The organism is Vibrio sp. L3-7 (assembly GCF_963898195.1).
Classification (GTDB): Bacteria; Pseudomonadota; Gammaproteobacteria; order Enterobacterales; family Vibrionaceae; genus Vibrio; species Vibrio echinoideorum.
This window is the reverse complement of the sequence record NZ_CAWQUW010000013.1, coordinates 1-23551: the sequence shown is the minus strand read 5'-3', so window position 1 is coordinate 23551 and position 23551 is coordinate 1. Positions and strand designations below refer to the sequence as shown.

Below are 23551 nucleotides of genomic sequence, written 5' to 3'. Positions count from 1 at the left end.
TTTTTACCCGTGGCACTTTCTAACTCGAAAGTGCTCCAAAGCGTGCCAGTTTGATTTTGGACCGAAAAATCTCGCCAGAAATTTCCCTCTACATATAGTGTTAAGCGAGTTCTAATTCTGAGATAAGTTCTTGCAGAATGAGCTTGGACTCATTATTTAATCCTGTCAAAGGGGCTGGTAAACATGGGGATTCAGCATAGCCTAATAGTTCTGCCGCACTGACCATCACCCTCATGCCACCGAGATTATCTGAGAACAATTGCCACAGTCTGTCATATCTTAGAGAGAGTTCTTTCGCTTGCTCAGGGGAACAAATTTTGGCTTGCTTAAATAAGTGTAGAGCGGTGAGTGGAAAAAAACCTGCTAGGACGGAATACCAAACGTCACATCCTGCTTGAATACCATTAGAAGCGAATACATCACCACTAACTCCAATCGTTACATTACCTGGCAGTAGTTTTCTGAGAGCTTGAACTCGGCATACACCCTGATCTTCAAATTGCGCACCAGGGAACTTTATTGACTTCACCATTTTTAGCTTTGCAATCTCAGCATGGAGTTCGTGACTAAAGGTAAAGTGGGTAGCAGCTGGGTTGTCGTATACACAAATAGGTACCGAAACGCTCTCCGACACACGTCGATAGAGTTCATAGACTTCTTCATCGAATAACCGTTGATAAGAAATAGGCGCGAGTAAAAGGCCTTTTACTCCGAGCTGCTCTGCTTGCTCAGCATTAGCGAGCACATCCCTTAACCGTAGCGACCCGATGCCAGCCAAGACAGGAATATCTCCTGCGACTTCAACTGCAGTAGCAATCGCGTTATGTTTTTCTGATGCGTTTAAATACGGATATAAGCCTGTTGACCCTAATGCACATATAGAATCAACCCCTGCGTTAATTAAACGGCCAAGAACCTGACTATAAGCGCTTACGTCGATTCGTTCATCTGACATCGGGGTGATCGGGAAAGCACTGATTCCTTTAAATATCATAGATAAATTCCTTTCATTATGTGTTTACTGAGTGCTATACGACAATAATAACCCTAACGCAAAGGTATTAAACAGGATTGTAAAGATCCATACAAATTAGATAGTGATCTGCACAGTTAATACTGGGCACCAAATTAAGTGACTTTCCATACCTGTAGTTATTCATGAACTTTTTCATTTAGCAAAGGTACTGATTTATTTTTGTCCAGAGCCTTCATAGGCTGAATTTTTACCCGTTGTGATCACCAAGTCTTTCAGATCTTAATATTTTTGATAAATGCTCTGAGAAATCTAGTAATTTATTGGTAAATAATAATAGGGTGAGACAGTGGTCAGAATCAGCTCGCCGAAACTTAGCAGTGTGCTTTTAGGAAACAAAACTTTTAATTTGCCACTCTTGGAAAGACGAGTGGGTTTAGGAGGACTGCTTCACTCAAATGGTCTGGCGAAAAATGAGCATAATTCATCGTATGCTCAATTTTTTGGTGTCCCAGAATTCGTTGCAGGACCAAAATGTTGCCGCCATTCATCATGAAATGAGATGCAAAAGTATGACGCAGTACATGGGTTGCTTGACCGTCTGGTAGGTTAGGAAGAGCTTTTGTTAACCAATTGTAGATCGACGGGTAACTGTAGTGGAATAGGCGGCCATTGGTTGGTTTGTAGATCTCTTCGTATAGTTCTTTTGAAATGGGCACAGTTCTATTCCGCTTTCCTTTAGTCTTGGTGAACGTGATCATATATGGACTGATTTGAGAGCCTTTCAACTCCGCTGCTTCCATAATTCGTGCACCGGTAGATAAACATATCTTAAAAATCTGTATCAGTTGCTCAGCATCTCTTGCGTCTTTGACAAACTGAAATAGGTGTTCAATCTCCTTTTGGGTTAAGTAAACCAATTCACTTTCGTCTTTTCTGAGTTTTTTTAGGCCTTTCATTGGATTAGGGTATTTCAATTCACCAATTTCGATGAGCTGAGAAAACATACTTTGTAAGCATTGTTGGTCGTAGTTGTGCGATGAGGCTTTGAGCTCTTTCCCATGATTAGCACTCTTATAGGAAATGTTGATTCGAGTGGCTCGATAATGGAAGAAATCAGCTTGGCTAAAGTGAGCAGCGACAGGATCGAGCAGCGCCTTGCAAATAGTATGGAGTCGCTTTCGAGTATGCTCGCCGGATTTAAGGTACTTGCCATGCAACGCATACCACAGTTCAATGAGCTCACTTAAAGTACGCTTATCTGTTTTTCCTCCTAACCATGGTTTATCGATGATTTCATTGAGGATGAAGCGCTCATATCCCATAGCTTCACCTTTCGTAGCGAAGCGTTTACGAATCCGTTTACCCGTACGACCATTAGGGTAGGCTTCCATAATCCATGGCTTTTTGTTGCCGTCTTTTAGGTTCCTAACTGTCATAACGTAAATACCGCCAATAAACTGTATATAAAAACAGTATTTCATAGTAAGGTTCATTTCAATGTTTGATTGGTCAAATTGGAAACATGAGGACGAGCGATGAACTTACTCCCCACTGGTACGCAGCTAGGTCAACTAGAATTACTGGAAGTGTATGAGGACTTCTTAGGGCCAAAATGCTTCTCGGTTAAGAATGAAAATACGCAAAGATAGATGGTTTATTGGAGTGGGGACTATGATGAAGGTCAGTGCATTAAGTGGGCTTATATTCCAGTGACTAAACCTTTATTAGCTCGTTTGCTTAACAATGAAGTCAGCTTTCATGATGCATTTCATCATTCAGAAGAGCTCTATATTGCTTCTATTTACTCTGATGGGGTAGGGAAGCCTGCCAAGGCAGAGCTAGTGAGGCGTGAGAGTAAGCATTTGGTGAACCTGCCACCGATCGATTTTAAAGTTGACCTTGAAGAAACGTACATGATGTAGCGCTCGTCTTTCAATGGCGGTGTATGTATGAAACGAAAAAAACCACGAGCTAAGCTCGTGGTTTTGTGTTTAGAAAATCTTCTTGAACACAGGCGCTATTGCCTTGCCAATTATCTTGAAATTTCGTCCGGTCTTATGGTCGATTTCAAAAGCTTCATAATCTTGGTTATCAGAAACGATTAAATAAACCCCTTTCGCTATATTCCATTTCAAACGCTTTACGTAGACCGCATCATCAATTCGAATGACATACACACCGTTTGATACAGGGTGCTGTAGCTCGCGTGTATCTACCAATAAGCGATCTTTGTCGCTCAAGGTGGGTTCCATTGAGTCACCATCCACATAAATAATGGAGGCGGATTTTTCACATAAATCAAACTCGCTCAATAAGCTAGTTGGAACCATCAGAGTGTCCAGTTGGAACTCGCCCTGAACCAGGGTCCCCGCTCCAGCTGCCGTATGCACATCATAGACAGGCAACTCACTCCAAGCTTTAAACTCTGACATCGGCACTATTTTAGAAACATTGCTTATAAGCGCAGGGTTGACCGACCCATCGGCAATTTGTTGGGCTTTTAAAAAAATCCGTTCTGGGATCTTTCCACGAATACGCCACGTTTGGACTGTGTTCCTAGCGACCCCTAAAACGTTTGCTAACTCAGTGTTTGTTGAAGTACCTGTCAACTTTTTGAGTTGTTCTAATTGTTGATCTACGTCTGACATTGAACGAAGCCTTGTTGATTTACTGCAAATAGAAGTAAATAACAGTTGACGAAATGCTAATTGCGATCAAAAATCAACAGTGAATTAAAATTAAGTCAAATGTTAGCTATTATTTGCGGTTATATGTATTTATATAGTCGTAAATACAAGAATCGCACACGTTTGATTTCAAAACAATTTCAAAGACAGTTTTTGAATGCATTTGTGAGCAGGTGCATGAGGAGGGGTGGGTGAGCAGAAAAAAGGTTCCAGTCAAGTCTGAGCACCCACTCAAGCAACGACAACTATTGAGGAAGTCAACATGAGTCAACCACTTGTTATCGCTATTGAAGCGCCATATGTAACGACAGAAAAGTACGCAGAACTGTCAGGTATGAAAGTCGGAACCATCGAGAAGAAGCTAAAAGAAGGAAAGATCCCTCGAATGGCTAAAGACGGGGCGGGTGAGCTTAACCTAGTCAATCTGGCCCTGTTAACTAAACGAGCTCTAGAAGCTAAGTTTTAGTTTACGTTCTATTCGCGACCCAATGAGTATCTGATATGAATGTTAACGTATCAATGTACATTTTTCGGGAGTCTAAACAAAAGGCGTTTGAAGATGCTTGCAATGCGTTTCGACTGACCGAAAACATGGCTGAAATTGCCAAGAACATTGGTGTGTCCCCCACCATTTTGAGAAATAAGTTAAACCCAGAGCACCTCATGGAAATGGCTTTTGATGAAGAATTGGAGCAGTTTCGAGATCATGCGGATAACTCCCGTTGGAAAGGTTTTTGTGAATTAGCTTTCAAAGTCAAACGTGTCGGCGGAATTAACTGGTTAGGAACAATGTTCTTGGTTGGGGCTTCGTTTTTGTCCCACTTTTCTTCAATTGAGTATTCGTTATGAATGACATTGACTCGATAAGCGAATTTTATCGCACAAAGCAGTTGGCTTTTGATGAAGCGTGCTGTGTCTTTAGAGCCGCAGAGAATATGAGCAACTTGGCTGCGAGAATAGGGATGAACCCAACTATTCTACGCAATAAGCTCAATCCTGCTCAGCCTCATGTTCTGAGTTGTGTAGACGCGATTACTCTCGCAAAAGTGAGCGGTAATCACACCATCGTAAACAGCTTGCTTCTTGGATTGGGCGTGGTCACCGCTCATATAACACCGGAGAGCACGGACGACACCTTTGCCCAAAGCGTATTAGAGAACTCGATCCATTCAGGTGAATTGTCTCGAATGGCGTTGGAGTATGCAGGAAATCCTCGCCTTACTCGCGCTCAAAAACATAAGATTATTCATACCGCACACGCCAGTATCAGCGTTCAGGTAAAACTCATCAGGAGCCTAGAAAAACTGAATCAAGGTGTTTGTCTGCATAAAGCCATAGAGGATGTGGCGGCCGCTGATAGTTTATCTGCTTCACAGATCAATTCGGAGCAATGATGTCTGTTACTCCGTGTCACCAGTCATGCCCTGAAAGTTCTGGTCATGAATTGACTGAGGAAGATAAGCGTAGAGGCCTTAGGTATATCAGGCACATTCGACGCGAGTTATGCGCTCGTCAACTTTCTTCCTTATGGGTTGAGCAGGCGAGGTTAATGAACCAATTAGGGCGTTCGAATTATGGGTTTGAACAAGTACGACTGCGAATTCGTTTATTCGGCCTCGAAAAGCGAATGCAAAGAATCAGACAACGTTGGCTTTAACGCGTTTTCCTCTTCCAGAGTAGCGTTATTGGTTTCTCCGAATGGGAGCGTTTTTTAGCCGAGGTCAACTTTATGAATCATCATGTGTTTGCGGTCGTACAGGGTAAGGTCATTCAAACCAGTATTGAAACCGTCTCCAATTTAGTCTTAAAAGGTAAAGAAGAGTGGCGTGATGCAGTCAGTTGTCATTCGAAAAGGTGTTCGATAAAAATTAACACCCGTGGCGGCTACGAAAGCTCAAAAGGAATGGCTTTGACCGGCTCTCGAATCTTATCAGAGAGAGTCAAGAGGACTGATTCAGTAACGGCGCTCAACGCTCAAGACAATCTCTTTTGCCTTGTTTTTTCTGTAGGTGAGTATGGGCAAGGTGCACCAAGGGTGATGCGATGACGGCTCATTCTGAATACGCTGCGTCTTCATCCATGTCGTGTTTGAGTCGGCTACTTGAGGAAGCGCCTTATTTGTCGAGGTGCAGTGACAATAAAACCGCGATGCTCATCAGACCTCGAAACTATGCGGTCAGATGGCCGTATATGCAGGTTAATCGTAAAGAGATGCAGGCGTGGATGGTGTTTGACATCGATCATGACCATCGCTCTGTCCCCAACCCCTATATTTGGCAAGATGAAGGCTTGCCACCCCCTAATCTAATCGTTCGAAACCGCACCAGTAATAAAGCCCACCTTTTTTACGCTATTGTGCCGGTTTGCACCAGCGATCAGGCTCGCTCTAAACCCATTCAGTACCTTAAAGCCATTTATCACGCCTTAGCATTGAGACTTGAGGCGGACTTGAGCTATTCGGGGCCTGTTGCCAAAACGCCCTTTCACCCGTGGTGGCAGACGACCGAACTTCACCGCAGTGTCTATGAACTCAATGAGTTAGCGGATTCTCTTGAGCTGGAGACAACGCGGCCATGGCTTCGTCAAGATATTGATGTCTCTTATTCTCGAAACTGTACTTTATTCGAACACACTCGTCGATACGCATATGACATCGTCGAAGAAGAAAGAGAAAAGGGCAGTTATCCGAACTTTAAACGCCGTGTGGAGAGTTTCGCTCATTACAAAAATACCGACACCGCGGATAAGCCGCCTCTGAAGTGCAGTGAGGTGTTGGCGGTGGTGAAAAGTGTTTCTCGTTGGACCTGGGATAAATATTGTGCTCGCTCAGACTGCCAGCGAGGTGTGATGGGGTTGGATAGTGGATTAAGTTTACAGGAAAGGCAGCGTAGAGCGGCCAGAAGAACCCATAACCTTCGTCGGACGAAGACCACTCGTCGAATTATCCGCGCATGTCAGTTTCTGTTACGCAAAAATCAGGAGCTCACGATTGGTTTGGTGGCGCGTAATGCGAACCTGTGTCGCCAGACCGTCAGTCGTTATGTCTATCTGTTTGAATGGATCAAGTCTGCTTTATCCGAAAGTAGGCGAAATGAGCCAGAGTATCGTGGTAATTATGCTGTTCATCAGATATCTGCCCCTATAACGTTATACTGGGCGGAGTATGAAGTAGGGAAAAAGAAGGCGGTGCTTGAGTCAGCTTTTCCTTGAGTTGAATAATAATGAGTAACTATCGCGGCAAAATGTGAACCCTTGGTAAATTCAATGTAATTGATGTCTCAATTCGTGTAAATATGGATTCACATACCTTTATTTACGGTATGTTTACACAGCAAATTAAGTGGGTATGTCTTTTAAAGATACCGAGATACTGTCAACTGGAATTGAATTTATTGTTGAAGCCGTAGCGGTGAAGCCGAATGGCCAAGATCATTCAGCGTTAGGCTTATATCTGAACAGCTTGCTGCTCGAAGATCAAAAGATTGGCCTTGATTGTGATGAAAAAAGGATGGTAGTACCGCTTGGTAAATCACGTACAACACATCTTGATTTGGGCTGGAAGTGCCCAACGTTTTAGATTTGGTTGTGTTAGTTGGTGCTTCATATAGCAGTGGGACAATGGCTAAGGTAACAGGATAGACAAATGATGGAAAAGTACAGGTAAGTACTGACAAGAGTATTGGGCCAGTTACTGCTAAACAGCGTGTGATAAGCAGTCTGGTTCGCTAATTGGGTGAAGTTGATAGTGATAGTTATTTAATTCTTCACTTGCTTGGCACAACTCAAATGTGAAATAAGGTTGGGTTGTTAAGCATTCAGTGAACCTGTCTAATTCATTCGTATGTATAAACAGCGAAATAGGTGCAATCTGACGGTTTTCATTATCGAAGCAGTTATCAATATGTGCTCTGTCGATATAAACAACGTCCATTTCCTGTTTAGGGGTCTCTTCAATAAGTTTTGTTTCTAATCCGCTCTTCTCAAAGCGTTCTAACAAGGCATAAAGTTTATCAACGTCGTTTTGACTTTCTATCGCTGAATATTGAGATAGAACGCTTTCTAAGTGTTTTTCGATTGAGCCAAACTTATTCTTCATCAAACAAACCGTTTTAAGCTTTTTCTTGATAAGGCTATATCGAGCTTGTTTGATTTTTGGCTTCAAGAAGTCAATGATGATCTTGTTTCGTTGCTCTTCTTTAACAAAGTGACTGGCAACGTTTACTTTGAAGTAAAGGTGAAGAAGAGTGTTTTCGAAGGTCGACTTAAGAAGTTGGTGGTATGAAGGTTCTGACATTGTTCACATGGACTATTTATTGGTGAGGGTATCTTATCATGAAAATAGCAAGGCTCTAAGGCTGAAAGCAAAATGACGTAACTTGCTAGTTGTTCGTTGTTATGCTTAAACCGTGTACCCATCGTAGTCACAATATTTTCAATTTCAGAACTCGACTTTGATTCTAGTATTGGGATTAATTTAACCAAGAAGTTTTGGTTGCTGAGGAGCCTAATAATTTGAATTCCGCGGATAGTGCTTTCGCTGCTGGTGTCACTTTCTTTAGGATTTTTACTGTCTCGATATCATCGATTGGTAACGGAGGGATAACTTTAGGCGTTGATAGAATAAGTGTATTACATATGTAATACATTGACAGGGCGCCTTTTGTTTTTTATTGTGTACTACACATGTAATACATGAGGTGTTTGTTATGAAGACTAAAATCATCAGCGCTGCGAACCAAAAAGGTGGCGTTGGAAAAACCACGACTCTTGTCAATTTAGGGGCTGAGCTTGCACGAAAACGAAAAGTGTTAGTGATTGACCTCGATCCTCAGGGTAACTGCTCTAAAACGTTAATAGGACAGCGGGATTTTAAGTTTGAAGAGACGGTAGCTGCTTTATTTGATAAACCTAAAGTTGTGTCCATTGTCGATTTAATTCAACCTGCAAAGCTTAATGGGAACTCCATTGAAAACCTCTATGTTGTTCCCGCTGATGTTCAGTTGTCACGTGTCATCGAAACATCACTGACAAAGATTAATCGTGAACGAATTTTAGAAAAGCAATTGGCGAAGTTAGGTGGTGCCTATGATTTCATTCTTCTTGATACGCCACCAAACTTATCCCTAACGACTCTTAACGCAATCCAGGCCTCAGACCTTATTTTGATCCCTGTTGATTCAGGTGCATTTTCATTAGACGGCATTAGCCCTTTACTCGAAGCTGTCTCTGAAATTAAGGAGGACGAAGGCAATTATCTGATTCTGAGGAACGAGGTCGACTCAAGAAACACTCTTATTAATGAGTTCATTGATGAGGAATTGGAGGTAGTACAAGATAAATTGCTACCAGTATCTGTCCGTCGTTCTGAGCATGTCGGACAAGCTAATGCCGTTTCCTCTCCTGTGCGCTTTTATAAATCGGGCTCTCTTGTTAATAACGATTACCGAAAACTCGCTGCGTTTCTTTTAAATTTAATGTAATACATAGGTAATACACATGACTAAGTTAAAGAAACGAGGAGCTATAACCGCTATCTCCACTCACAAGAACGAAGGCTCAAGCAAGTCGACTGGAATTACGACTGTCAAAAAGAAAGTGACGACATCTTATAAGGTGCCTCCTCTGACTCTTAGAATGTCACTGACTGATAAAGAACGGATAACTGATTGGGTAGCAAATCTGCAAGAGCAGACCGAGAGAAATGTGTCTGCAGCGAAACTGTACCGAGCCTTGGCTTTATATCGAGATAAGATCGATGATGAAGATCTCATTGAGCTGATCAACAAAATGAATTAAATATGTATTACCTATGTACTACATATCTTATATAAAGGCTCGTTATATACTTTAAGCGATGTCATAGGGCCTACCTCGGACTTAACTTCAAACACTGATGAACATGAAACTTGAAGAATCTTGTAACCTGTTCTGAGCCTCATTTCCTTGTAAAGACAAACACTTTAAATGTGTCTTATCACGATTCTTATCGTTGCCTTAGGCGTCACCCTGCGGGCTAGGCCTGTCTGCCCTAAGAGTCTTAGCGCCTTGTCGTTCCCTCCTCGTTGATCTCTCTGTCTTTGAATAAGTTCGAATAAGGGCTTGTTTTCTTATGCGCCGATTTCTTTCACTCGCCTCATTTTCGGGCATGCAGGCTGTTAACCGTTTCTCCCCACAACCTCCTTTACAAGGGAGGCTTCGCCGCTGCGCGCCCTTGCAAAGCAGAACGATGTTGAGATAGCGGACCGCCAAGCGGCTCCGAAAAGTGATACTCAAACAGAAAGGAAACTCTCATGGCGCAACAAAACTCAACCCCAACTCTCTCTAATTCAAATTCATCGACCAGCGTTTCGCCGCTGGGGCACGAAAGCTCACCAAAAAATGATATCTCTAGTCCTTTGGCGGTCTTGAAGTTACGCTATCAAGTCAAAAAGTGTCGTGATGAGGTGAAAAGAAAGTCTGATTTTGTTTCCAAAATCCAGCGTTTGAAAATGTTCAGTCGTCGTCAGTCGCCAGAGCAACTAGCTGATATCGCAGTGTTAAAAGACCAAGGGTTCGTTGACGCTATCAAGCAGCAGTTTCCACAATTGGTGTCGCGTCGTTTTGCTTTCCATGAAATCCGTGACTTTTTCATCGAATTAAATGGTGCTGGCTTTGGGGAATGGTTTCTTCACGAGCGAGCGGATCACATCATTCTGTACACCACTTACGGGTCTGTGTTTCCAGCGTTGCGCTTTGTGACAACGGGGGAAGGAACGTTTAAGTGCTCAGGATTTTGTTTCGATGTGCGTTTTGGCGCTTAGGGGGTCACATGACAGTTCGTTCTACGGTATCCGCTGACATATCCATGCACGTGATTTGGGTGAATTCAACCGACTTTTACTCCACCGTAAAGACCGTCAAGGTTCATGAGATTTTGGTGAGTGAGTTTGGGTATACCGACTCTTTAATACTAGAGGAAGGCAACCGAGGGAAGGGGGTGAGTATCAGTGTGTGTGATAACACTACCACCATTAAGCAGATGCGAGAAGACTACGCTTACGCGAAGAAAACGGAAAGGACGATAGAAACAACCTCCGAGCATCGTGCATCGGCAAAGGCTTTACTCTCTTGTCTGTATGACGACTGAAGTCTGCTTATTGTGTACGTCATCAGACACTCATAAGAGAAGGTCATTAGTGTGTCTGGATTTTGTTTCGATATTCTAGCCGTTAGCGGCATTCAAACGGGTTATGTTTTTCGACGAGCAACGCCTTGTTCGGTCTTGTCTTAAGTGACCAAGGTTATCGAGTGTGCGTGTTGAGGCCCTTTTATGACAAATATGATCGCGTCGTCGGAGGGGGAGTCCTTGGTTGAGGGGGATGCGAACATTCGGTGTGTTATCACCCAGTCAAGTAAACCGGGAAAAGCGCTCGTCACGAGCAGGCATTAATATCGAGTGGCGTAAGTCGAGTAACCAGTAGGGCGCCTTCTTGGTGGGGAAGGGACCTTTCTAACTGGGCGACGTGCTTTGGGTTGAGGTACTGGCTTAGGCTGTCCTTTTGGCTTGTTGTCGCGACTTCCTTTAAACCGTCCCATTTGAGAACCCTCGCGCTAGGGAGGCTTCGCCGCTGCGCGCCCTTGCGCTACAGAACCTGCAACTGGGTACGGACAGTCAGACGCTCACCAAGACCGAAAGGAAATACCATCTCAGCACTTGTTCAATACTCAAATGTTTCGTTATTCAACTCAGAAGAAAAGGGCATCCTTGATCAGGCCGCAAGCATTCTCAGATCCAAACTGTTTATCTCAGAACCAACGCCATTAACCTCGCCTGAATTGGTGAAATCGTTCTGCCAAACGTCCTTGGCCGCTTGTGAGTCTGAAGTGTTTGGGATTATCTTCCTTGATAATCAACATCGAGTGTGCGCACCAAAGAGATGTTCTACGGTACCGTTAATGCCGCCTCGGTCTATCCGCGTGAAGTCGTGAAAGCGTCACTGGCCATGAATGCGAGTGTGGTTATTCTCTATCATAACCACCCAAGTAGCGACGCCACCCCAAGTCAAGCTGACCGACGCATTACCCTCAACTGACGGATGCGTTGGCATTGGTTGATATTTGAGTGCTGGCTGGACCACTTTGTGGTTTCGTTTGAGCGTGTGGTGTCTTTTTCTGAGTTAGGCTGGATTTTTTAAAAAAAGCTGCTGATGGCCGCTGATTGAAACAGGGTAGGGGACTATCCTTTAATAAACCTTTGGAAAAAAAGTGAGTCAATGATTTTGCTAAATTAGCAATTAATGGATTGTTTAGGGTCTTGTAAACCTAAGCATGCATCATAAAGCCCCTCCATTGCACTGTGGGCCTTATAAAATGAATCGCCACCTCTCATATCATTAACTGGTAGTTAATCGAATGGAGCTTCGTTTAACAAAGTGCTAAGTCACATGATACCAGAGCCTTTATATTTTCAATGTCACAATTTTGGTTCCCATTTAAAAATAAAATATGCTTTTTTACAATTTAGTCTACTGTTAAAAATAGAAGGGATTCTTCTAACAACGTCATCAATCGGCAATCAGAACATTAAGATTCTGTTGCCTCGGCTAGGAAGGGACAAACTATGGTTTTACAATCATGTAGCATCACTTTAATGAATCAAAAAATTATGATTAGCCAATCGGTCGAAATTTCTCTCGACCTTCTAGACGCTGAAATTAACAATGGAATTTCTAAAGTTAAAATCAATGCTAGCGATGGTTATAATATTCACTCTTATAATTTTGACTCGGTTGAGGAGTCCATTGAAAGCCTCATGAACCTCTAGGGCGCCCCTCATCAAACTAAGTATCTATATTTCAAATAGATGTTTCTCTAAGAATTTATCGAGATATAGGTACTTAGCCAGAACTAAATTAAGTTTTGATATAGGTCATGGCTAGCTTGGTTTAGGCATTCATAGTCCTGGCATATTTTTTCATTTAACAAGAATTGAACCCTATGGCTCCTATACGAATTATATTAATAAGCCTCCTTATTATCTCTAAACCTAGCCTCGCGGATAAGCCATTGAGTTTTGGAATTGTCCCGCAGCAATCAGCCGAAAGATTAGCCAAACAGTGGCTCCCAATTCTTCAATATATCTCGAAAGAAATTGGACAGGAGGTAAGGTTTGCCACCAAATCATCAATTCCTCTGTTTGAAAAAGAACTGTCAAAGAGTTTATATGATATAAGTTATATGAACCCTTATCACTATACCGTATTTAGCGAATCCAACGGTTATATCGCAATAACCAAAGCCGAAGACAAAAAAATAAAGGGGATTATCGTTGTAAAAAAAGATAGCGGTATATCAACGATACAAGAGTTAGCTGGCAAAAAGTTGGCGTTCCCTTCCCCTGACGCTTTTGCTGCAAGTCTCTTAACTCAAGGCTTCTTGGGGCAGAACAATATCAATATTGACCCCGTTTATGTACGTTCGCATGATTCGGTCTATCATAATATCGCTCAAGGAAATTTTGTGGCAGGTGGTGGTATCTATCGAACCTTAAACGCTATGCAAGGTGAAGTTTCCGATAATCTGATTGTTTTATGGGAGAGTCAAGGCTACACCCCTCATGCTATTGCCGTCAGTCCTCATGTCCCTCAAGATGTTGTAGAACGCATTCAACAAGCAATCATAACTCTTGATGACACTCACCCTGAACTTTTGTCTCCTCTAAAAATTAAAGGGTTTGAACAAGCAAAAGACAGCGATTGGGATGACGTTAGACAACTCTTCATCGAAGAGTAGCATTATGAAATTTCAAACAAAAACCTTCCTAGGTATAGCTTTTATAGAAATTTTCTTTCTTGCTCTTCTGGTGATTTTCGCTACAAATTTCATAGCAGACTCGAATATGTCTCTATTTGAAAACAAAATAGCAACCACTCTAAATTTGCTCAAACTCAGTAGTCTCGATGCATTGCTTACTTACGATATAGCGCGGTTGGAAAGCATTGCACAAAATGTAATAAAAGACCCCGACCTTGTTTTTTTAACAATGAGTATATCAGGCTCCGAGGTTGTTTGTATTGGAAGTCGAGACGCATACTATACAGGCTCAAAACTTATAGAAGGGATGATTCTCGAAGGAGTCGATGTTGATGTAGGTGGCACTGTAATTGGTCGAATAGAAGCTATTTTTGATAAACGATCTATCTTAAGTCACATACAGAGCTCGAGTAGATACTTAGCGGTGATAGCGAGCATCGAAGTCGCTTTTGTCGCTCTCGTTTCTTTACTCTTTAGTTGGTTGCTTGTGAAAGAACTGCGTAAAGTAACCGAAGCCATTGAAGATATCGAAGTATCTGGACCTGGTTTTACCCTTAGCTACGACAAGAATGATGAAATAGGTCAGGTTATTGCCGCTTTCAACCGTATGTCCTTAGAGGTGCAAAAACAATACATACAACTTTCATTAGCTAAGGAGCAAGCTCAATCAGCCAATAGCGCTAAAGATGACTTTTTAGCGATGGTGAGTCATGAAATGAGAACCCCATTAAATGGGATTCTAGGAATGGCTCAGCTTCTGGAAACAGAAGTTGATGAGGAAAAGAAAGAGCAAGTAAGCATTATTGTTAGTTCTGGAGAGCACTTACTTCTCATCATTAATGACATTCTCGACATATCAAAAATCGAAAAAGGTAAGCTTGAGTTGAGTATTGAACCATTCTCGTTAGAAGTTCTAGTTCGAGATGTCAAAAATACCTTTGACAACACTTGTAAGCAAAAAAATCTTGATTATGTCGTTACCACTGATCATGTCAAGGGTGTCTACCTTGCCGGAGACAACGCAAGATTAGAGCAAATAATATTCAATTTACTTGGCAATGCAATAAAGTTTACAAAAAAAGGAAAGGTATCATGTCACTTTCAATGGCTACAAAATGAATCAAGATTAACAGTCACCATTACTGACACTGGGATTGGTATTCCTACTGATAAGCTTGATACGATTTTCAAGCCGTTCTCACAAGCCGATAGCTCTACCACTCGCCATTTCGGAGGCACAGGTTTAGGACTTGCAATTGTCAACCAGCTCCTTGAACTAATGAATGGAAAGCTAGAATTGGTTAGCGAAGTTAACGTTGGTAGCCAGTTTACTATCACACTGCAAATGCCTTCAGTTATCACTAGCTCACATAGTGTCAACAAGATCCCTTCCTTTCAAACTCAATGCTTCAAGGGGCAACGCGCTCTTATCATTGATGATAACAACGTTAATCTTATTGTTGGGGCACTTGTCTGTAAGAAATTTGGCTTCGATGTTGAGACAACTACCCAATCAGAAGAGGCTTTAAATCTTATAAAATCAAACGACTACCTTTTTATACTCATTGATCATCATATGCCAAATATATCGGGTCCCGACTTAATAAAAATAATCAACCAAGTCGATGAAGAACCCATTTTATTTGGCTATACCGCAGATCTGTCAATACAATCGATTAGATCTTTTGAACAAGCTGGTACTCAAGGGGTTCTACCTAAACCTCTTACCGATGAAGCGTTTCAACAGGTCGTTCTAACTTACTTGATGAACAGTCCAAACCAAGACGAATTACAGAATCAAGCTCTATAGATCTACATTTACGAAGTGAGTTATCGAGTCAGCGTTTACTTCTGCTAACTGAAGAGCAATTTGCACCAATAGCATTATTGCGTACATATTGAATTTTAAAAGCTAATCGAGTTACCACATCACAAGAGAAAATTCGTATGAAATTCTTAAGTTATTGTATTAGGTTTAGTTGGTGGCTCATCGTCCCAAGATGGAAATAAAGAGCCAGTTAAAAAGGATAGAACTGATATTGGCGGTATGAGAGGGTGGGCGTTTAACGTTTAACGTTTAACAAATTAACCCTTGCCTTGGGCATTACCCTTCGGGCAAGGTTTTTCGCTGGGCGGCATCCCGCTTGTATCTTTCATCTATGGCCTAAGAGTGGCATCACACTGGAGAGTCACTGCGTGCCACCCCATAATATGCCTCTCTACAGTCCCTATCCAAAAGGATATCGCTACAATCCGAAACGCCAGCGCCTCGTCATTCTTCCTCGTTGCCGTTCGTCGTGCCTCCTCACTCCTTTCACTGACATCCATTAAGTTCGAGTAAGGGCTTGTTGCCTTATGTGCCGATTTCCCTTTCGACTTGCATCATTTGATGGGGCTCGCAGGCTGTTTACCGTGACTGCTCAGAGCCCCAATAACAAGGGTATATAAACGCTTCGCGCCCTTGTCATTGAGAACCATGAGCGCTTGCCGGACAGCCAAGCGGCTCCATAAAAGTGATACTCAAACAAAAAGGGAACTCCTCATGGCACAACGATATTCAAGCCCAACTCTCTCTAAACCGATGTTCAGCGACCAGCGTTTCGCCGCTGGGCACGAAAGCTCACCAAAAAATGATATCTCCTGTCAGGTCGTTGAACCTGCAGTTCGTTCGACCGTTTCAGTAACGGTTTCAAAAGGACTGATCTGGGTGAATTCCACTGACTTTAATTCGAGCGTTCGAGCGGTAAAAGTGCACGAAATTTTACTTAATGAGTTTGGTTATACCGACTCTTTAATCTTAGAGGAAAGTCTGAAAGGAAAAGGGGTGAGTATTGGCGTATGTGACCGAGTGACGACGGTAAAACAGATGCGAGAAGATTACGCCTACGCGAAAAAAGAAGAGAGAAACGTTGAAACGACCGCTAAGCATCAAGCGATAGCGAAAGACCTTCTGACTAGCTTGTATGGCCAATAACACGGACTGAACTCCGCCCATCACGACTTTAAATATTAAAAGGGGATCTATTATGTCTGTACTTGCTAACTACTCTAATCACAGTCTTTTCTCTGTAGAAGAAAAAGATATCTTGAACCATGCCGCGAGCATTTTAAAATCTAAGTTGTTTGTGTCAGAGCAGACGCCACTCAATTCCCCTGAATTGGTGAAGTCATTTTGTCAGACTTCACTCGCTTCCAATGAAAGCGAAGTGTTTGGGGTGATCTTTCTTGATAGTCAGCATCGAGTTTTACGCACTAAAGAGATGTTTAACGGCACCATTGACGCCGCCTCCGTTTACCCGCGTGAAGTGGTCAAAGAGTCACTGGCCACAAACGCAAGTGCAGTCATTTTTTATCATAACCATCCCAGCGGTGATGCCACACCCAGTCAAGCCGATCGACGTATTACTCGACGACTGACCGATGCGTTAGCCTTGGTTGATATTCGAGTACTCGATCACTTTGTGGTGTCTTTTGAAGATGTGGTGTCGTTTGCGGAGCGTGGTTGGATATAACCATTAGTGAAAAATGTCTCTCATTCACGCCTATTCTGGCGTGAATGACTTCGGTAACGTAATGCAGTAAACTAAAGACAATTAAATAAGGTTTCTATTATGTCTGAATCAAGCAAAGTTACATTAAGCGTTGAAGAGCTGATCAACCTAACCGCTCATGCTGCCACTCAAGAGCAGTTAAATGATACGCGGAAAGAACTCGATCAGAAGATCGAAGCGGTTCGTAATGAGCTGAAATCTGATATTCAAGGGGTACGGAATGAGGTCCTGGGGGTTCGTAATGAAGTGAGTTCCCTTAAAAACCTCATTATTGCTACTGCCTTTGCGATGATTGCGACGGTAGCCGGTGCCGCGTTTTGGGTTGGCAGTCATATCACCGCTTAATGTACAAATATGTTTTCTGAAATGCCTCTTATCCTAGAGGCATTTTTTTTACCTCGTGATTGCTGTGTACGCTTGGGTTTCTGCGCTAAAAGAGGTTGAGCCAAAGGCTCGACCGCAAGCGGTCGTCAAAACGGCTCTCAGTACCACAGTACGCCCATTTGCTCTATGTTTAATTATATTGCTTTGTCATGGTGTCGTTTTGTTGATTCTTGCCTTATAGGGCTTGATAGGCGGCTTTTTTATTATGACGGTTTAAGGCTGATTTTAAGTGCTGCGTTGTGGTAACGGCTTGAGTTGGGCGTTACCCTTCGGGCAAGGCTTTTCGCTTGTATCTTTCATCTATGGCCTAAGAGTGGCATCACCCTGGTGAGTCACTGCGTGCCGCCCCAGGCTGTGCCTCTCTACAGCCCCTATCTAAAAGGATATCGCTGCAATCCTGAACGCCTGCGCTACTGCGTAGCTGCGCCTCGTCGTGCCTCCTCGTTACCTTTCACTGATTTCAATTAAGTTCGAGTAAGGGCTTGCTGTCTTATGTGCCGATTTCCCTTTCGACTCGCATCATTTGATGGGGCTCGCAGGCTGTTAACCCTCCTCAATCAGAACCTTCTCTGCAAGGGTAAATGAACGCTTCGCGCCCCTGCAGAGAAGAACCATGTTTGAGGTAGGGACAGCCAAGCGGCTCCATAAAAGTGATACTCAAACAGAAAGGAAACTCCTCATGGCACAACGACAATCAACCCCAACTCTCTCTAAATCGAATTTCAGCGACCAGCGTTTCGCCGCTGGCCACGAAAGCTCACCAAAAAATGATATCTCTTTGGGCGTGCACCCAGTAGGGCTAAGTCGTGATGTTGTCCTATCAGGATCAATATCTGTGGAAAATATTGTCGTGATTGCCGCTCATGTAAAAGCAAGAGCCAGGCATTCCAGTGTTTGGCTAGAACTGACGGTTTTGTTCCCAGAAACAGAACTCAATAAGCCGTACTGGGGGCAAGGCATCGCGAGAGGTCATGTGATTACTGAAACAAATAAGGTAGGGCTGAATAGTCGTGCTGTAGTCATAGGATGGGTGACAAACAACCATCAATACATCGAAACATAAAAGAGTGGATCATCCCCTTAATTATAAAATGGAGACTTAAAAGATGAAATATCTCTCACACTATATTCAAGACAAACAAACTCAGGCTTTTAATGAGGCAGGGGCGTTCTTTGCTTTTTCTAATCAACAGTTCGATGATGAAAAAAAAGAGGGCGTGAAATACGCGTCGCTAGGTATGGGGTTAATTTGCCCAGTTGATAATGCCAAGCAATTAATGACTCGTTTAGATTCTATCGCTCAAGAAGGGATCGCCGAAGATATCAAAGAGAACGGAAAAAAAGCGATCATTCGTCGTGAGTTATTTAATCATGAGTGTTTCTACACCAATGATATTTGTGACTGTGTGGAAAAGCTCGAAGGGTATGGCATCACTTACGATGAAATTCATGAAGTGTTTAATCATATTCGTAAAACGGAAGACGTTTATTAAGCGTGAAAATAAAGCGCCTTGATATTTGCTGTCTCAAATATCAAGGCATGTTCAATTACATCGGAGTTAGATTTAATGAACATTCTGAATGCTACACAAGATAGAGAAGAAACGAAAGCAAAATGTTACGTTTGTACGGCCGTTCCGTTTTCGTTGGGTAAAGTGGTCTATACGCAAGGTATTGAGCAGTTATTAGATAATAATGTCGGTGCTAACTTGTCGATTTATTTGCAGCGTCACCAAAGTGGAGATTGGGGAGAGACTTGCATTGAAGATAAAATCACCAATGACGAAGCAACCAAAACAGGCGAGAGAGTGATATCGAATTATACGATTTGTGATCAATCGGTTTGGATAATAACTGAACGTGACCGCAGCGTGACCACAATTTTATTACCTTGTGAATATTGATATCTCAATGGGATGGCATAAAATGAGAGTCCTATTATTAGGGCTCTTTTTTATGATGAAACCATTACTTTATCTTTCGTTGTTATCGCCGTGTTTCAGTTGGGCTTTTTGCTTTGATGAGGCAGGGCGATTTTATAATGTCGATCCACAGCTTTTAAAATCCATCGCCACGGTAGAAAGTAGCCTAAAGCCGAACGCGTACAATGAAAATAAAAACCAATCCGGTCAAGTCATCAGCCGTGATTTTGGATTGATGCAAATTAATTCCCATTGGTTTGATCGACTATCCGAATTTAATGTGAATGAAACAAATATCTATAATCCTTGCTTTAATGTTCATCTTGGCGCATGGGTATTAAGTTCTAACTTTTCTAGTCATGGTTATAACTGGAACAGTGTCGGCGCGTATAATGCGGGTTTTTCCAAACGCACCGAGAACGCCAGAAAAATATACATCCAAAAAGTCCAATCGGTTTATTTTAATCCTAACGTTAAATAAAAGACCTTGCACCATAACGGTGCAAGGTCTTTAGCTTTTCCTCTCGCTTTCTTCCTTCAATTTCCAGATCCCCCGCATCCCTCGTTCGTCAGATTCATTCGCCACCTGGTCGGCTTTTGTCTTTCGCTGTCAGTTTTTCCCGTCGCTTTGATTAAGGAACTCAGATCATTCGTTCTGAGTTGTTGGTTAGTTGAGTTGGTGACCACACACCACGGCGCATTAATTTCAATGCGAATGGTTGTCTGTTAAGGATATAAAGACAATAAAAACAAAAAGTTATATTTAATTACAAAGGGGGAGTAGAGTGTAAAAAATTTTCAAAATCTCAACTAATTAGCCGCTGAAATCGTATTTAAAAATATGTTAAATGTATTTAATATCCATTTAACCCATGCATGGTAAGGTTTACAGGCTATTTGATTTGAAAGTGAGTGTATTTGTATTTGATTTCAATTTAGCCCTTTTCTGGCTTTGTTTGTGAGCGATTGTTAGGTTGTGATAATATGGTATCGTATTTAAATGTACATTAAATCGTATTAACCAAATTTGGTGGGAGAAAATCTAAAAATGGCGAGAAGCACAGTATTACAAGCCACAATCAAGGGGCCGCTAGAGCAAGATTTTCGCAAGTTTAAAAAGAGAGAGGGTTTAACTGATGCTGATGCGATTCGTCAGCTTTTGACATTGGCATTGCGTATTAAACTGAATGACAGTGACGATGAAAGGCCGTCGAACCGTGAGTTGATGGAAGAAACGTATCGTAGAGTTAGGCAGGTACAAGGCGTGCTAAATTTAAATTTGGCGCATAGCTTTGATGGGGAGGGGTATTATAAGAATAAAGCGGATTCGATTGAGCAAAGAAAATCCAACACCGCTTTGGTTGATAAAAGCGTCGATGAATATCTTGAAGGCGAAAAAAAAGGGTAGCCATTGGCTACCCTTTTATTATCGCTCTAACTCTCTGTCGATTTTTCTGTCTTCCCACTGACTCTCTTTCTCTGAGTGATTAAATTCCATCTCTTGTTGAGGTGAATATTCTTTTGGCTCAAAGTGGTCGAGTGATTGGCTGTCGGTTTCTTTTTTCTCATTATAGTTGAGGGTGTCTAATTCGCTCTCTTGATGAGAAGTGTGCGTCTCATTTAATTCAAGGTTATGTGCGCTGTTCTCTCGCTCTAGTTTATCAAGGCATGATTTGATGTCCTCTTTAAGGTTGTCGTCTGACATGAATTGAATGTCTCGTCCATTAAAATTCTCGACGATTTTTTCAATGTTGTTCGGGTTTAAATCGTGATTGCCGTGATTTAATACAATAATGATGTTCTGTCTCAGTTCACCGGTAGAGATGTTTTGGATGTCGTTCTTGTGATTGACGTTGATAATATCAATCTGCCCTTGGGTTTGGTCTCGAATTAAAAACGAGTGTTCAATCGAGGTGCTGATGATGGTGGTGTTTAAATTCTCTCCTTGATGGAATTGGGTTAATTGTTTGGATTTTGTCCCTAGGGTTCTTGGGTTAATGTCTAGGGAGGTGTCTTTATTTCCTTGAGTGTCTAAATAGGTCACTTCAATGGCTTTGGTTTCGCCTTCTTTATTGTGGATGTTGGTTAGCATCGCAGGGTGAAGGGATCTATCTTCGGATGAATAGACCGCCGGGTGGAACTTAACCTGGTTGTTTTCAATGTTATTGACACCGAGCTTGTTTAAGTACGTTTGGGCCAGTGTGTTATCCATCGGTAAGCTTTGATTGATATAATCCTTAGCCCGTTCTTCAAACTGCGCAATATGCCTAGGTGTGGTGCTCAGTAATTTGTCGTGCTTACTGTTTTCCTCCAATTGATATTTGTCCGGTTCGTTTAGCATCTTGTGCGCTTCATTCATCGCGGCTTTATAGTTCATTTCCTTATGACTCATTATAAGGTTAATCAATGCGCCTTTTTCGCCTGTGGTGTAGTCTTTAAAATACCCACGATATTCTCCAGTTAGGGTCACTTTAATCGCCGATTTCCCAAGGCCAAAGGTTAAATAATCACGGTCTGATTTGGATTGATTCGGATTTCCTAATAACTGAACGGCGAGGCTTTCTGTGTATTTGGGTAGCTGCGTCTTGATGTGCTCCTTAAATAGGGCGTAGTCAAAGTCACCGCTTTTATTTTGGAACCGAACGTCCTCGTGAGGGAGGGCATTTCGGTTAAAGTAGGTGGTGTCTTTGGGGGGCGTTTGGTTGAGGGTTTCTATTGCACTGGCTTTATGGCTTTCTTTAGAGAGCCAGCTTTTGACCAGTTGTTTGGTGTTGTCGGTATAGAGGCGAATGTGCTGACTGGCACGGGTGACATCGATACCGGCGCGTCTTAAGTTGGTCAGTGCGCCTTTGCTTTGTATCGCGCTAATGACGTGTTGATAGGTGGACCCTTGCGCCATGTCTGCGGTTCGACTGTAAGCGTAGTCCCAATGCCCGTCTTTAAGCTCGTTGGGGTTAATGGTGAGCGCTTGTCCTGTTTTGGATTGCGCTTTGATGCCTTCCTCATTGGCTTGCGTGATGCGGTATTCGACGTTGGCTTTGATGTCACGACTTTTATCGGTAAAGCGCGTGATGATTTTATCGCCCGTCGAAAGTGGCTTTTCTGACGCAGAGAACAGGGTGGTGAAGCGGTGGTCACGGTTGCGCGGTAAGAATGGCCTAGTCTTACCTGTCGCTGCGTCTTGAAGTGTCACCACGCCATGCTCTGAGTCAACGTGAGTGATTGTCGCGTACTCACCGGGTCTGGTGCTCAATATCAAGCCTTTTTGATACGGCATCATGGTAGTGAGCTCTTCACCCGTGGCGCCGATTGAGCGTAGCCGGGTTGCGACGACGTTCTCTTTGCCTAACTCACTCTGTTTCATCAAACCGACACGGATGTATTCGGTGATGGTGTCACGCTCCTGGTTGGTGTAAGCGATGATAAGCGTGTTTTCTCTGGTTTCTGGGGTGCGCTCTAAATAGTCTTTGGCGACCACATAAGGCAGCTTCTCTGTGGCGGTGAGCTGCGCTCTGCGTCGGTCTTTGTCGTTTTCATTCAGCGTAGAAATGACATGTTGGCTGTTGCCTTGGGTATCAGGGGCTTGCTGCTGGAGTTTATCTAGGGCGCTGAGCGGCTGTTTATCAATGGTGTTTTGCTGTGCATTGTGCAAAGTGTCATTTTGTGGGCGTACCATATCGGTCATGTAAGCGGTATCGATGCGCCCTTGACTTATGGCCAGCTCAAAGGGTTTACCGGCACTGAGCGATAACAACTGCTCTTTATCGCCCAATTTGACTGTTTTGGACAGACTGTCATTGACGAGCTTTGTGAACTCATCGGCTTGCTTATTGCTGACCATGGAGCTTTCATCGAGAAAGAACAAGGTGTGTTGATGATCACTGGCTTCTCGATTGCCTTGTCGGATGTCAGAAAGCAAACTGTCTAGCGTTTGCGCTTTCACGCCTTTGCTTTCTAGCTCTGCTACCGCTGCGTGTGTGGGTGCAAGACCGATGACACTTTGCTCTGGTTGCTGGCTGGCTTCTTTGACTAACTGGATAAGTTCAATATTCGATTCAAGCAGGGTGGACTTACCTGTACCGGCTAACCCTTGGATGGCCACAAAGCTGTCTTTGGTGGTTGAGATAAGGGTGATGGCGTCCTTTTGCCCTTGGGTTAAGCGAGGCTTGGTATCGAAAAAGTCTTGCACCTGCTTAGGCGTTGCAAAAGGTTGATGTTGGCCTTTACCATCATCGATGT

General features: G+C 42.8%; 30 protein-coding genes and 1 pseudogene. 24 read left to right on the top strand and 7 right to left on the bottom strand.

Annotation, left to right across the window (positions count from 1 at the left end; translation table 11 throughout):
- Positions 1-100 precede the first annotated feature (100 nt).
- Entirely contained in the window at positions 101-994 is an 894-nt protein-coding gene (locus AACW75_RS11865) for a dihydrodipicolinate synthase family protein (RefSeq protein ID WP_102495714.1), read from the bottom strand.
- 383 nt (positions 995-1377) lie between these two features.
- A complete protein-coding gene (locus tag AACW75_RS11860; RefSeq protein ID WP_276574086.1) occupies positions 1378-2412 on the bottom strand; it encodes a phage integrase in 1035 nt (344 codons plus the stop codon).
- Positions 2413-2511: 99 nt separating this feature from the next.
- Between AACW75_RS11860 and AACW75_RS11855 the strand changes: the two genes are divergently transcribed.
- Positions 2512-2625 (top strand): DUF6575 domain-containing protein, encoded by a 114-nt coding sequence (locus AACW75_RS11855; RefSeq protein ID WP_307862867.1) that lies wholly within the window; start codon positions 2512-2514, stop codon positions 2623-2625.
- Entirely contained in the window at positions 2626-2898 is a 273-nt protein-coding gene (locus AACW75_RS11850) for a hypothetical protein (RefSeq protein WP_017083866.1), read from the top strand. It abuts the gene before it with no gap.
- A gap of 69 nt (positions 2899-2967) precedes the next feature.
- Here AACW75_RS11850 and AACW75_RS11845 read toward each other — a convergent pair whose 3' ends face one another.
- Positions 2968-3624, bottom strand: a complete 657-nt coding sequence (locus tag AACW75_RS11845) for a LexA family transcriptional regulator (RefSeq protein ID WP_017083865.1) — start codon at positions 3622-3624, stop codon at positions 2968-2970.
- A gap of 301 nt (positions 3625-3925) precedes the next feature.
- On the opposite strand from AACW75_RS11845, the gene AACW75_RS11840 reads away from it, so the two are divergent.
- The 6 genes from AACW75_RS11840 (at position 3926) to AACW75_RS11815 (ending at position 7240) form a co-directional block, all read left to right on the top strand.
- Positions 3926-4129, top strand: a complete 204-nt coding sequence (locus AACW75_RS11840; protein ID WP_017083864.1) for a hypothetical protein — start codon at positions 3926-3928, stop codon at positions 4127-4129.
- Positions 4130-4164: 35 nt separating this feature from the next.
- Positions 4165-4512 (top strand): phage regulatory CII family protein, encoded by a 348-nt coding sequence (locus tag AACW75_RS11835; RefSeq protein WP_237297801.1) that lies wholly within the window; start codon positions 4165-4167, stop codon positions 4510-4512.
- Positions 4509-5057 carry a phage regulatory CII family protein gene (locus AACW75_RS11830; protein ID WP_237297800.1) on the top strand — a complete coding sequence of 183 codons (549 nt, stop codon included), beginning with the start codon at positions 4509-4511 and terminating at the stop codon, positions 5055-5057. The genes AACW75_RS11835 and AACW75_RS11830 overlap by 4 nt, the downstream gene beginning before the upstream one ends.
- A gap of 335 nt (positions 5058-5392) precedes the next feature.
- Complete coding sequence (locus AACW75_RS11825) at positions 5393-5710, top strand: hypothetical protein (protein WP_237297799.1); 318 nt, start codon at positions 5393-5395, stop codon at positions 5708-5710.
- Positions 5707-6873: a replication initiation protein gene (locus AACW75_RS11820; protein ID WP_267135217.1), complete on the top strand. Its 1167-nt coding sequence runs from the start codon at positions 5707-5709 to the stop codon at positions 6871-6873. The genes AACW75_RS11825 and AACW75_RS11820 overlap by 4 nt, the downstream gene beginning before the upstream one ends.
- A 136-nt stretch (positions 6874-7009) precedes the next feature.
- Entirely contained in the window at positions 7010-7240 is a 231-nt protein-coding gene (locus AACW75_RS11815; protein ID WP_237297797.1) for a hypothetical protein, read from the top strand.
- A 117-nt stretch (positions 7241-7357) separates the two neighbouring features.
- On the opposite strand, the gene AACW75_RS11810 is transcribed toward AACW75_RS11815, so the two are convergent.
- A complete protein-coding gene (locus AACW75_RS11810) occupies positions 7358-7957 on the bottom strand; it encodes a DUF2913 family protein (protein ID WP_237297796.1) in 600 nt (199 codons plus the stop codon).
- Positions 7882-8145, bottom strand: a complete 264-nt coding sequence (locus AACW75_RS26560) for a hypothetical protein (RefSeq protein WP_207907347.1) — start codon at positions 8143-8145, stop codon at positions 7882-7884. Before AACW75_RS26560 ends, AACW75_RS11810 begins: the two co-directional genes overlap by 76 nt.
- A gap of 224 nt (positions 8146-8369) precedes the next feature.
- On the opposite strand from AACW75_RS26560, the gene AACW75_RS11805 reads away from it, so the two are divergent.
- The 4 genes from AACW75_RS11805 to AACW75_RS11790 all read left to right on the top strand — a co-directional run bounded on the left by AACW75_RS11805 (position 8370) and on the right by AACW75_RS11790 (position 10789).
- On the top strand, positions 8370-9143 hold the full coding sequence (locus AACW75_RS11805; protein WP_237297795.1) for a ParA family protein: 774 nt from the start codon (positions 8370-8372) through the stop codon (positions 9141-9143).
- A 16-nt stretch (positions 9144-9159) separates the two neighbouring features.
- Positions 9160-9459 carry a hypothetical protein gene (locus tag AACW75_RS11800; protein WP_017083856.1) on the top strand — a complete coding sequence of 100 codons (300 nt, stop codon included), beginning with the start codon at positions 9160-9162 and terminating at the stop codon, positions 9457-9459.
- Positions 9460-9953: 494 nt separating this feature from the next.
- Complete coding sequence (locus AACW75_RS11795; protein ID WP_237297794.1) at positions 9954-10463, top strand: hypothetical protein; 510 nt, start codon at positions 9954-9956, stop codon at positions 10461-10463.
- A gap of 8 nt (positions 10464-10471) precedes the next feature.
- Positions 10472-10789, top strand: a complete 318-nt coding sequence (locus AACW75_RS11790) for a hypothetical protein (protein ID WP_237297793.1) — start codon at positions 10472-10474, stop codon at positions 10787-10789.
- A 299-nt stretch (positions 10790-11088) separates the two neighbouring features.
- On the opposite strand, the gene AACW75_RS11785 is transcribed toward AACW75_RS11790, so the two are convergent.
- On the bottom strand, positions 11089-11238 hold the full coding sequence (locus AACW75_RS11785; protein ID WP_158008844.1) for a hypothetical protein: 150 nt from the start codon (positions 11236-11238) through the stop codon (positions 11089-11091).
- A 108-nt stretch (positions 11239-11346) separates the two neighbouring features.
- Between AACW75_RS11785 and AACW75_RS11780 the strand changes: the two are divergent.
- The 12 genes and pseudogenes from AACW75_RS11780 to AACW75_RS11725 all read left to right on the top strand — a co-directional run bounded on the left by AACW75_RS11780 (position 11347) and on the right by AACW75_RS11725 (position 20720).
- Positions 11347-11837: pseudogene (locus tag AACW75_RS11780) on the top strand (JAB domain-containing protein).
- A gap of 425 nt (positions 11838-12262) precedes the next feature.
- Complete coding sequence (locus AACW75_RS11775) at positions 12263-12466, top strand: hypothetical protein (RefSeq protein WP_017098997.1); 204 nt, start codon at positions 12263-12265, stop codon at positions 12464-12466.
- Positions 12467-12639: 173 nt separating this feature from the next.
- Complete coding sequence (locus AACW75_RS11770) at positions 12640-13434, top strand: phosphate/phosphite/phosphonate ABC transporter substrate-binding protein (RefSeq protein ID WP_017098996.1); 795 nt, start codon at positions 12640-12642, stop codon at positions 13432-13434.
- Between the two features lie 4 nt (positions 13435-13438).
- Positions 13439-15265: an ATP-binding response regulator gene (locus tag AACW75_RS11765; RefSeq protein ID WP_237297792.1), complete on the top strand. Its 1827-nt coding sequence runs from the start codon at positions 13439-13441 to the stop codon at positions 15263-15265.
- A gap of 732 nt (positions 15266-15997) precedes the next feature.
- Positions 15998-16429 carry a hypothetical protein gene (locus AACW75_RS11760; RefSeq protein WP_171350120.1) on the top strand — a complete coding sequence of 144 codons (432 nt, stop codon included), beginning with the start codon at positions 15998-16000 and terminating at the stop codon, positions 16427-16429.
- Between the two features lie 52 nt (positions 16430-16481).
- On the top strand, positions 16482-16967 hold the full coding sequence (radC, locus tag AACW75_RS11755; protein ID WP_016799664.1) for a RadC family protein: 486 nt from the start codon (positions 16482-16484) through the stop codon (positions 16965-16967).
- 99 nt (positions 16968-17066) lie between these two features.
- Positions 17067-17351 (top strand): DUF1640 domain-containing protein, encoded by a 285-nt coding sequence (locus AACW75_RS11750; protein WP_102257729.1) that lies wholly within the window; start codon positions 17067-17069, stop codon positions 17349-17351.
- 718 nt (positions 17352-18069) lie between these two features.
- The gene (locus AACW75_RS11745; protein WP_102495585.1) at positions 18070-18453 is read left to right on the top strand and encodes a hypothetical protein; all 384 of its coding nucleotides are present in this window, start codon (positions 18070-18072) and stop codon (positions 18451-18453) included.
- A gap of 43 nt (positions 18454-18496) precedes the next feature.
- Positions 18497-18883, top strand: a complete 387-nt coding sequence (locus AACW75_RS11740) for a DUF7659 family protein (RefSeq protein WP_017101067.1) — start codon at positions 18497-18499, stop codon at positions 18881-18883.
- 75 nt (positions 18884-18958) lie between these two features.
- Positions 18959-19294, top strand: coding sequence for a hypothetical protein (locus AACW75_RS11735; protein WP_016766862.1), 336 nt, complete (start codon positions 18959-18961; stop codon positions 19292-19294).
- Between the two features lie 52 nt (positions 19295-19346).
- Positions 19347-19793: a lytic transglycosylase domain-containing protein gene (locus AACW75_RS11730; protein ID WP_102257485.1), complete on the top strand. Its 447-nt coding sequence runs from the start codon at positions 19347-19349 to the stop codon at positions 19791-19793.
- A 567-nt stretch (positions 19794-20360) separates the two neighbouring features.
- Positions 20361-20720, top strand: a complete 360-nt coding sequence (locus AACW75_RS11725) for a hypothetical protein (protein WP_017083844.1) — start codon at positions 20361-20363, stop codon at positions 20718-20720.
- A gap of 18 nt (positions 20721-20738) precedes the next feature.
- Here the strand turns inward: AACW75_RS11725 and traI are convergent.
- The coding region (gene traI / locus AACW75_RS11720) for a conjugative transfer relaxase/helicase TraI (RefSeq protein ID WP_237297791.1) at positions 20739-23551 on the bottom strand (2813 nt) is incomplete at its 5' end.

Bases quoted from the DNA above. Each gene is read 5' to 3' on its own strand.
- AACW75_RS11865 (WP_102495714.1), bottom strand. From the start codon at position 994: ATGATATTTAAAGGAATCAGTGCTTTCCCGATCACCCCGATGTCAGAT.
- AACW75_RS11860 (WP_276574086.1), bottom strand. From the start codon at position 2,412: ATGACAGTTAGGAACCTAAAAGACGGCAACAAAAAGCCATGGATTATG.
- AACW75_RS11855 (WP_307862867.1), top strand. From the start codon at position 2,512: ATGAACTTACTCCCCACTGGTACGCAGCTAGGTCAACTAGAATTACTG.
- AACW75_RS11850 (WP_017083866.1), top strand. From the start codon at position 2,626: ATGGTTTATTGGAGTGGGGACTATGATGAAGGTCAGTGCATTAAGTGG.
- AACW75_RS11845 (WP_017083865.1), bottom strand. From the start codon at position 3,624: ATGTCAGACGTAGATCAACAATTAGAACAACTCAAAAAGTTGACAGGT.
- AACW75_RS11840 (WP_017083864.1), top strand. From the start codon at position 3,926: ATGAGTCAACCACTTGTTATCGCTATTGAAGCGCCATATGTAACGACA.
- AACW75_RS11835 (WP_237297801.1), top strand. From the start codon at position 4,165: ATGAATGTTAACGTATCAATGTACATTTTTCGGGAGTCTAAACAAAAG.
- AACW75_RS11830 (WP_237297800.1), top strand. From the start codon at position 4,509: ATGAATGACATTGACTCGATAAGCGAATTTTATCGCACAAAGCAGTTG.
- AACW75_RS11825 (WP_237297799.1), top strand. From the start codon at position 5,393: ATGAATCATCATGTGTTTGCGGTCGTACAGGGTAAGGTCATTCAAACC.
- AACW75_RS11820 (WP_267135217.1), top strand. From the start codon at position 5,707: ATGACGGCTCATTCTGAATACGCTGCGTCTTCATCCATGTCGTGTTTG.
- AACW75_RS11815 (WP_237297797.1), top strand. From the start codon at position 7,010: ATGTCTTTTAAAGATACCGAGATACTGTCAACTGGAATTGAATTTATT.
- AACW75_RS11810 (WP_237297796.1), bottom strand. From the start codon at position 7,957: ATGTCAGAACCTTCATACCACCAACTTCTTAAGTCGACCTTCGAAAAC.
- AACW75_RS11805 (WP_237297795.1), top strand. From the start codon at position 8,370: ATGAAGACTAAAATCATCAGCGCTGCGAACCAAAAAGGTGGCGTTGGA.
- AACW75_RS11800 (WP_017083856.1), top strand. From the start codon at position 9,160: ATGACTAAGTTAAAGAAACGAGGAGCTATAACCGCTATCTCCACTCAC.
- AACW75_RS11795 (WP_237297794.1), top strand. From the start codon at position 9,954: ATGGCGCAACAAAACTCAACCCCAACTCTCTCTAATTCAAATTCATCG.
- AACW75_RS11790 (WP_237297793.1), top strand. From the start codon at position 10,472: ATGACAGTTCGTTCTACGGTATCCGCTGACATATCCATGCACGTGATT.
- AACW75_RS11785 (WP_158008844.1), bottom strand. From the start codon at position 11,238: ATGGGACGGTTTAAAGGAAGTCGCGACAACAAGCCAAAAGGACAGCCT.
- AACW75_RS11775 (WP_017098997.1), top strand. From the start codon at position 12,263: ATGGTTTTACAATCATGTAGCATCACTTTAATGAATCAAAAAATTATG.
- AACW75_RS11770 (WP_017098996.1), top strand. From the start codon at position 12,640: ATGGCTCCTATACGAATTATATTAATAAGCCTCCTTATTATCTCTAAA.
- AACW75_RS11765 (WP_237297792.1), top strand. From the start codon at position 13,439: ATGAAATTTCAAACAAAAACCTTCCTAGGTATAGCTTTTATAGAAATT.
- AACW75_RS11760 (WP_171350120.1), top strand. From the start codon at position 15,998: ATGGCACAACGATATTCAAGCCCAACTCTCTCTAAACCGATGTTCAGC.
- radC (WP_016799664.1), top strand. From the start codon at position 16,482: ATGTCTGTACTTGCTAACTACTCTAATCACAGTCTTTTCTCTGTAGAA.
- AACW75_RS11750 (WP_102257729.1), top strand. From the start codon at position 17,067: ATGTCTGAATCAAGCAAAGTTACATTAAGCGTTGAAGAGCTGATCAAC.
- AACW75_RS11745 (WP_102495585.1), top strand. From the start codon at position 18,070: ATGGCACAACGACAATCAACCCCAACTCTCTCTAAATCGAATTTCAGC.
- AACW75_RS11740 (WP_017101067.1), top strand. From the start codon at position 18,497: ATGAAATATCTCTCACACTATATTCAAGACAAACAAACTCAGGCTTTT.
- AACW75_RS11735 (WP_016766862.1), top strand. From the start codon at position 18,959: ATGAACATTCTGAATGCTACACAAGATAGAGAAGAAACGAAAGCAAAA.
- AACW75_RS11730 (WP_102257485.1), top strand. From the start codon at position 19,347: ATGATGAAACCATTACTTTATCTTTCGTTGTTATCGCCGTGTTTCAGT.
- AACW75_RS11725 (WP_017083844.1), top strand. From the start codon at position 20,361: ATGGCGAGAAGCACAGTATTACAAGCCACAATCAAGGGGCCGCTAGAG.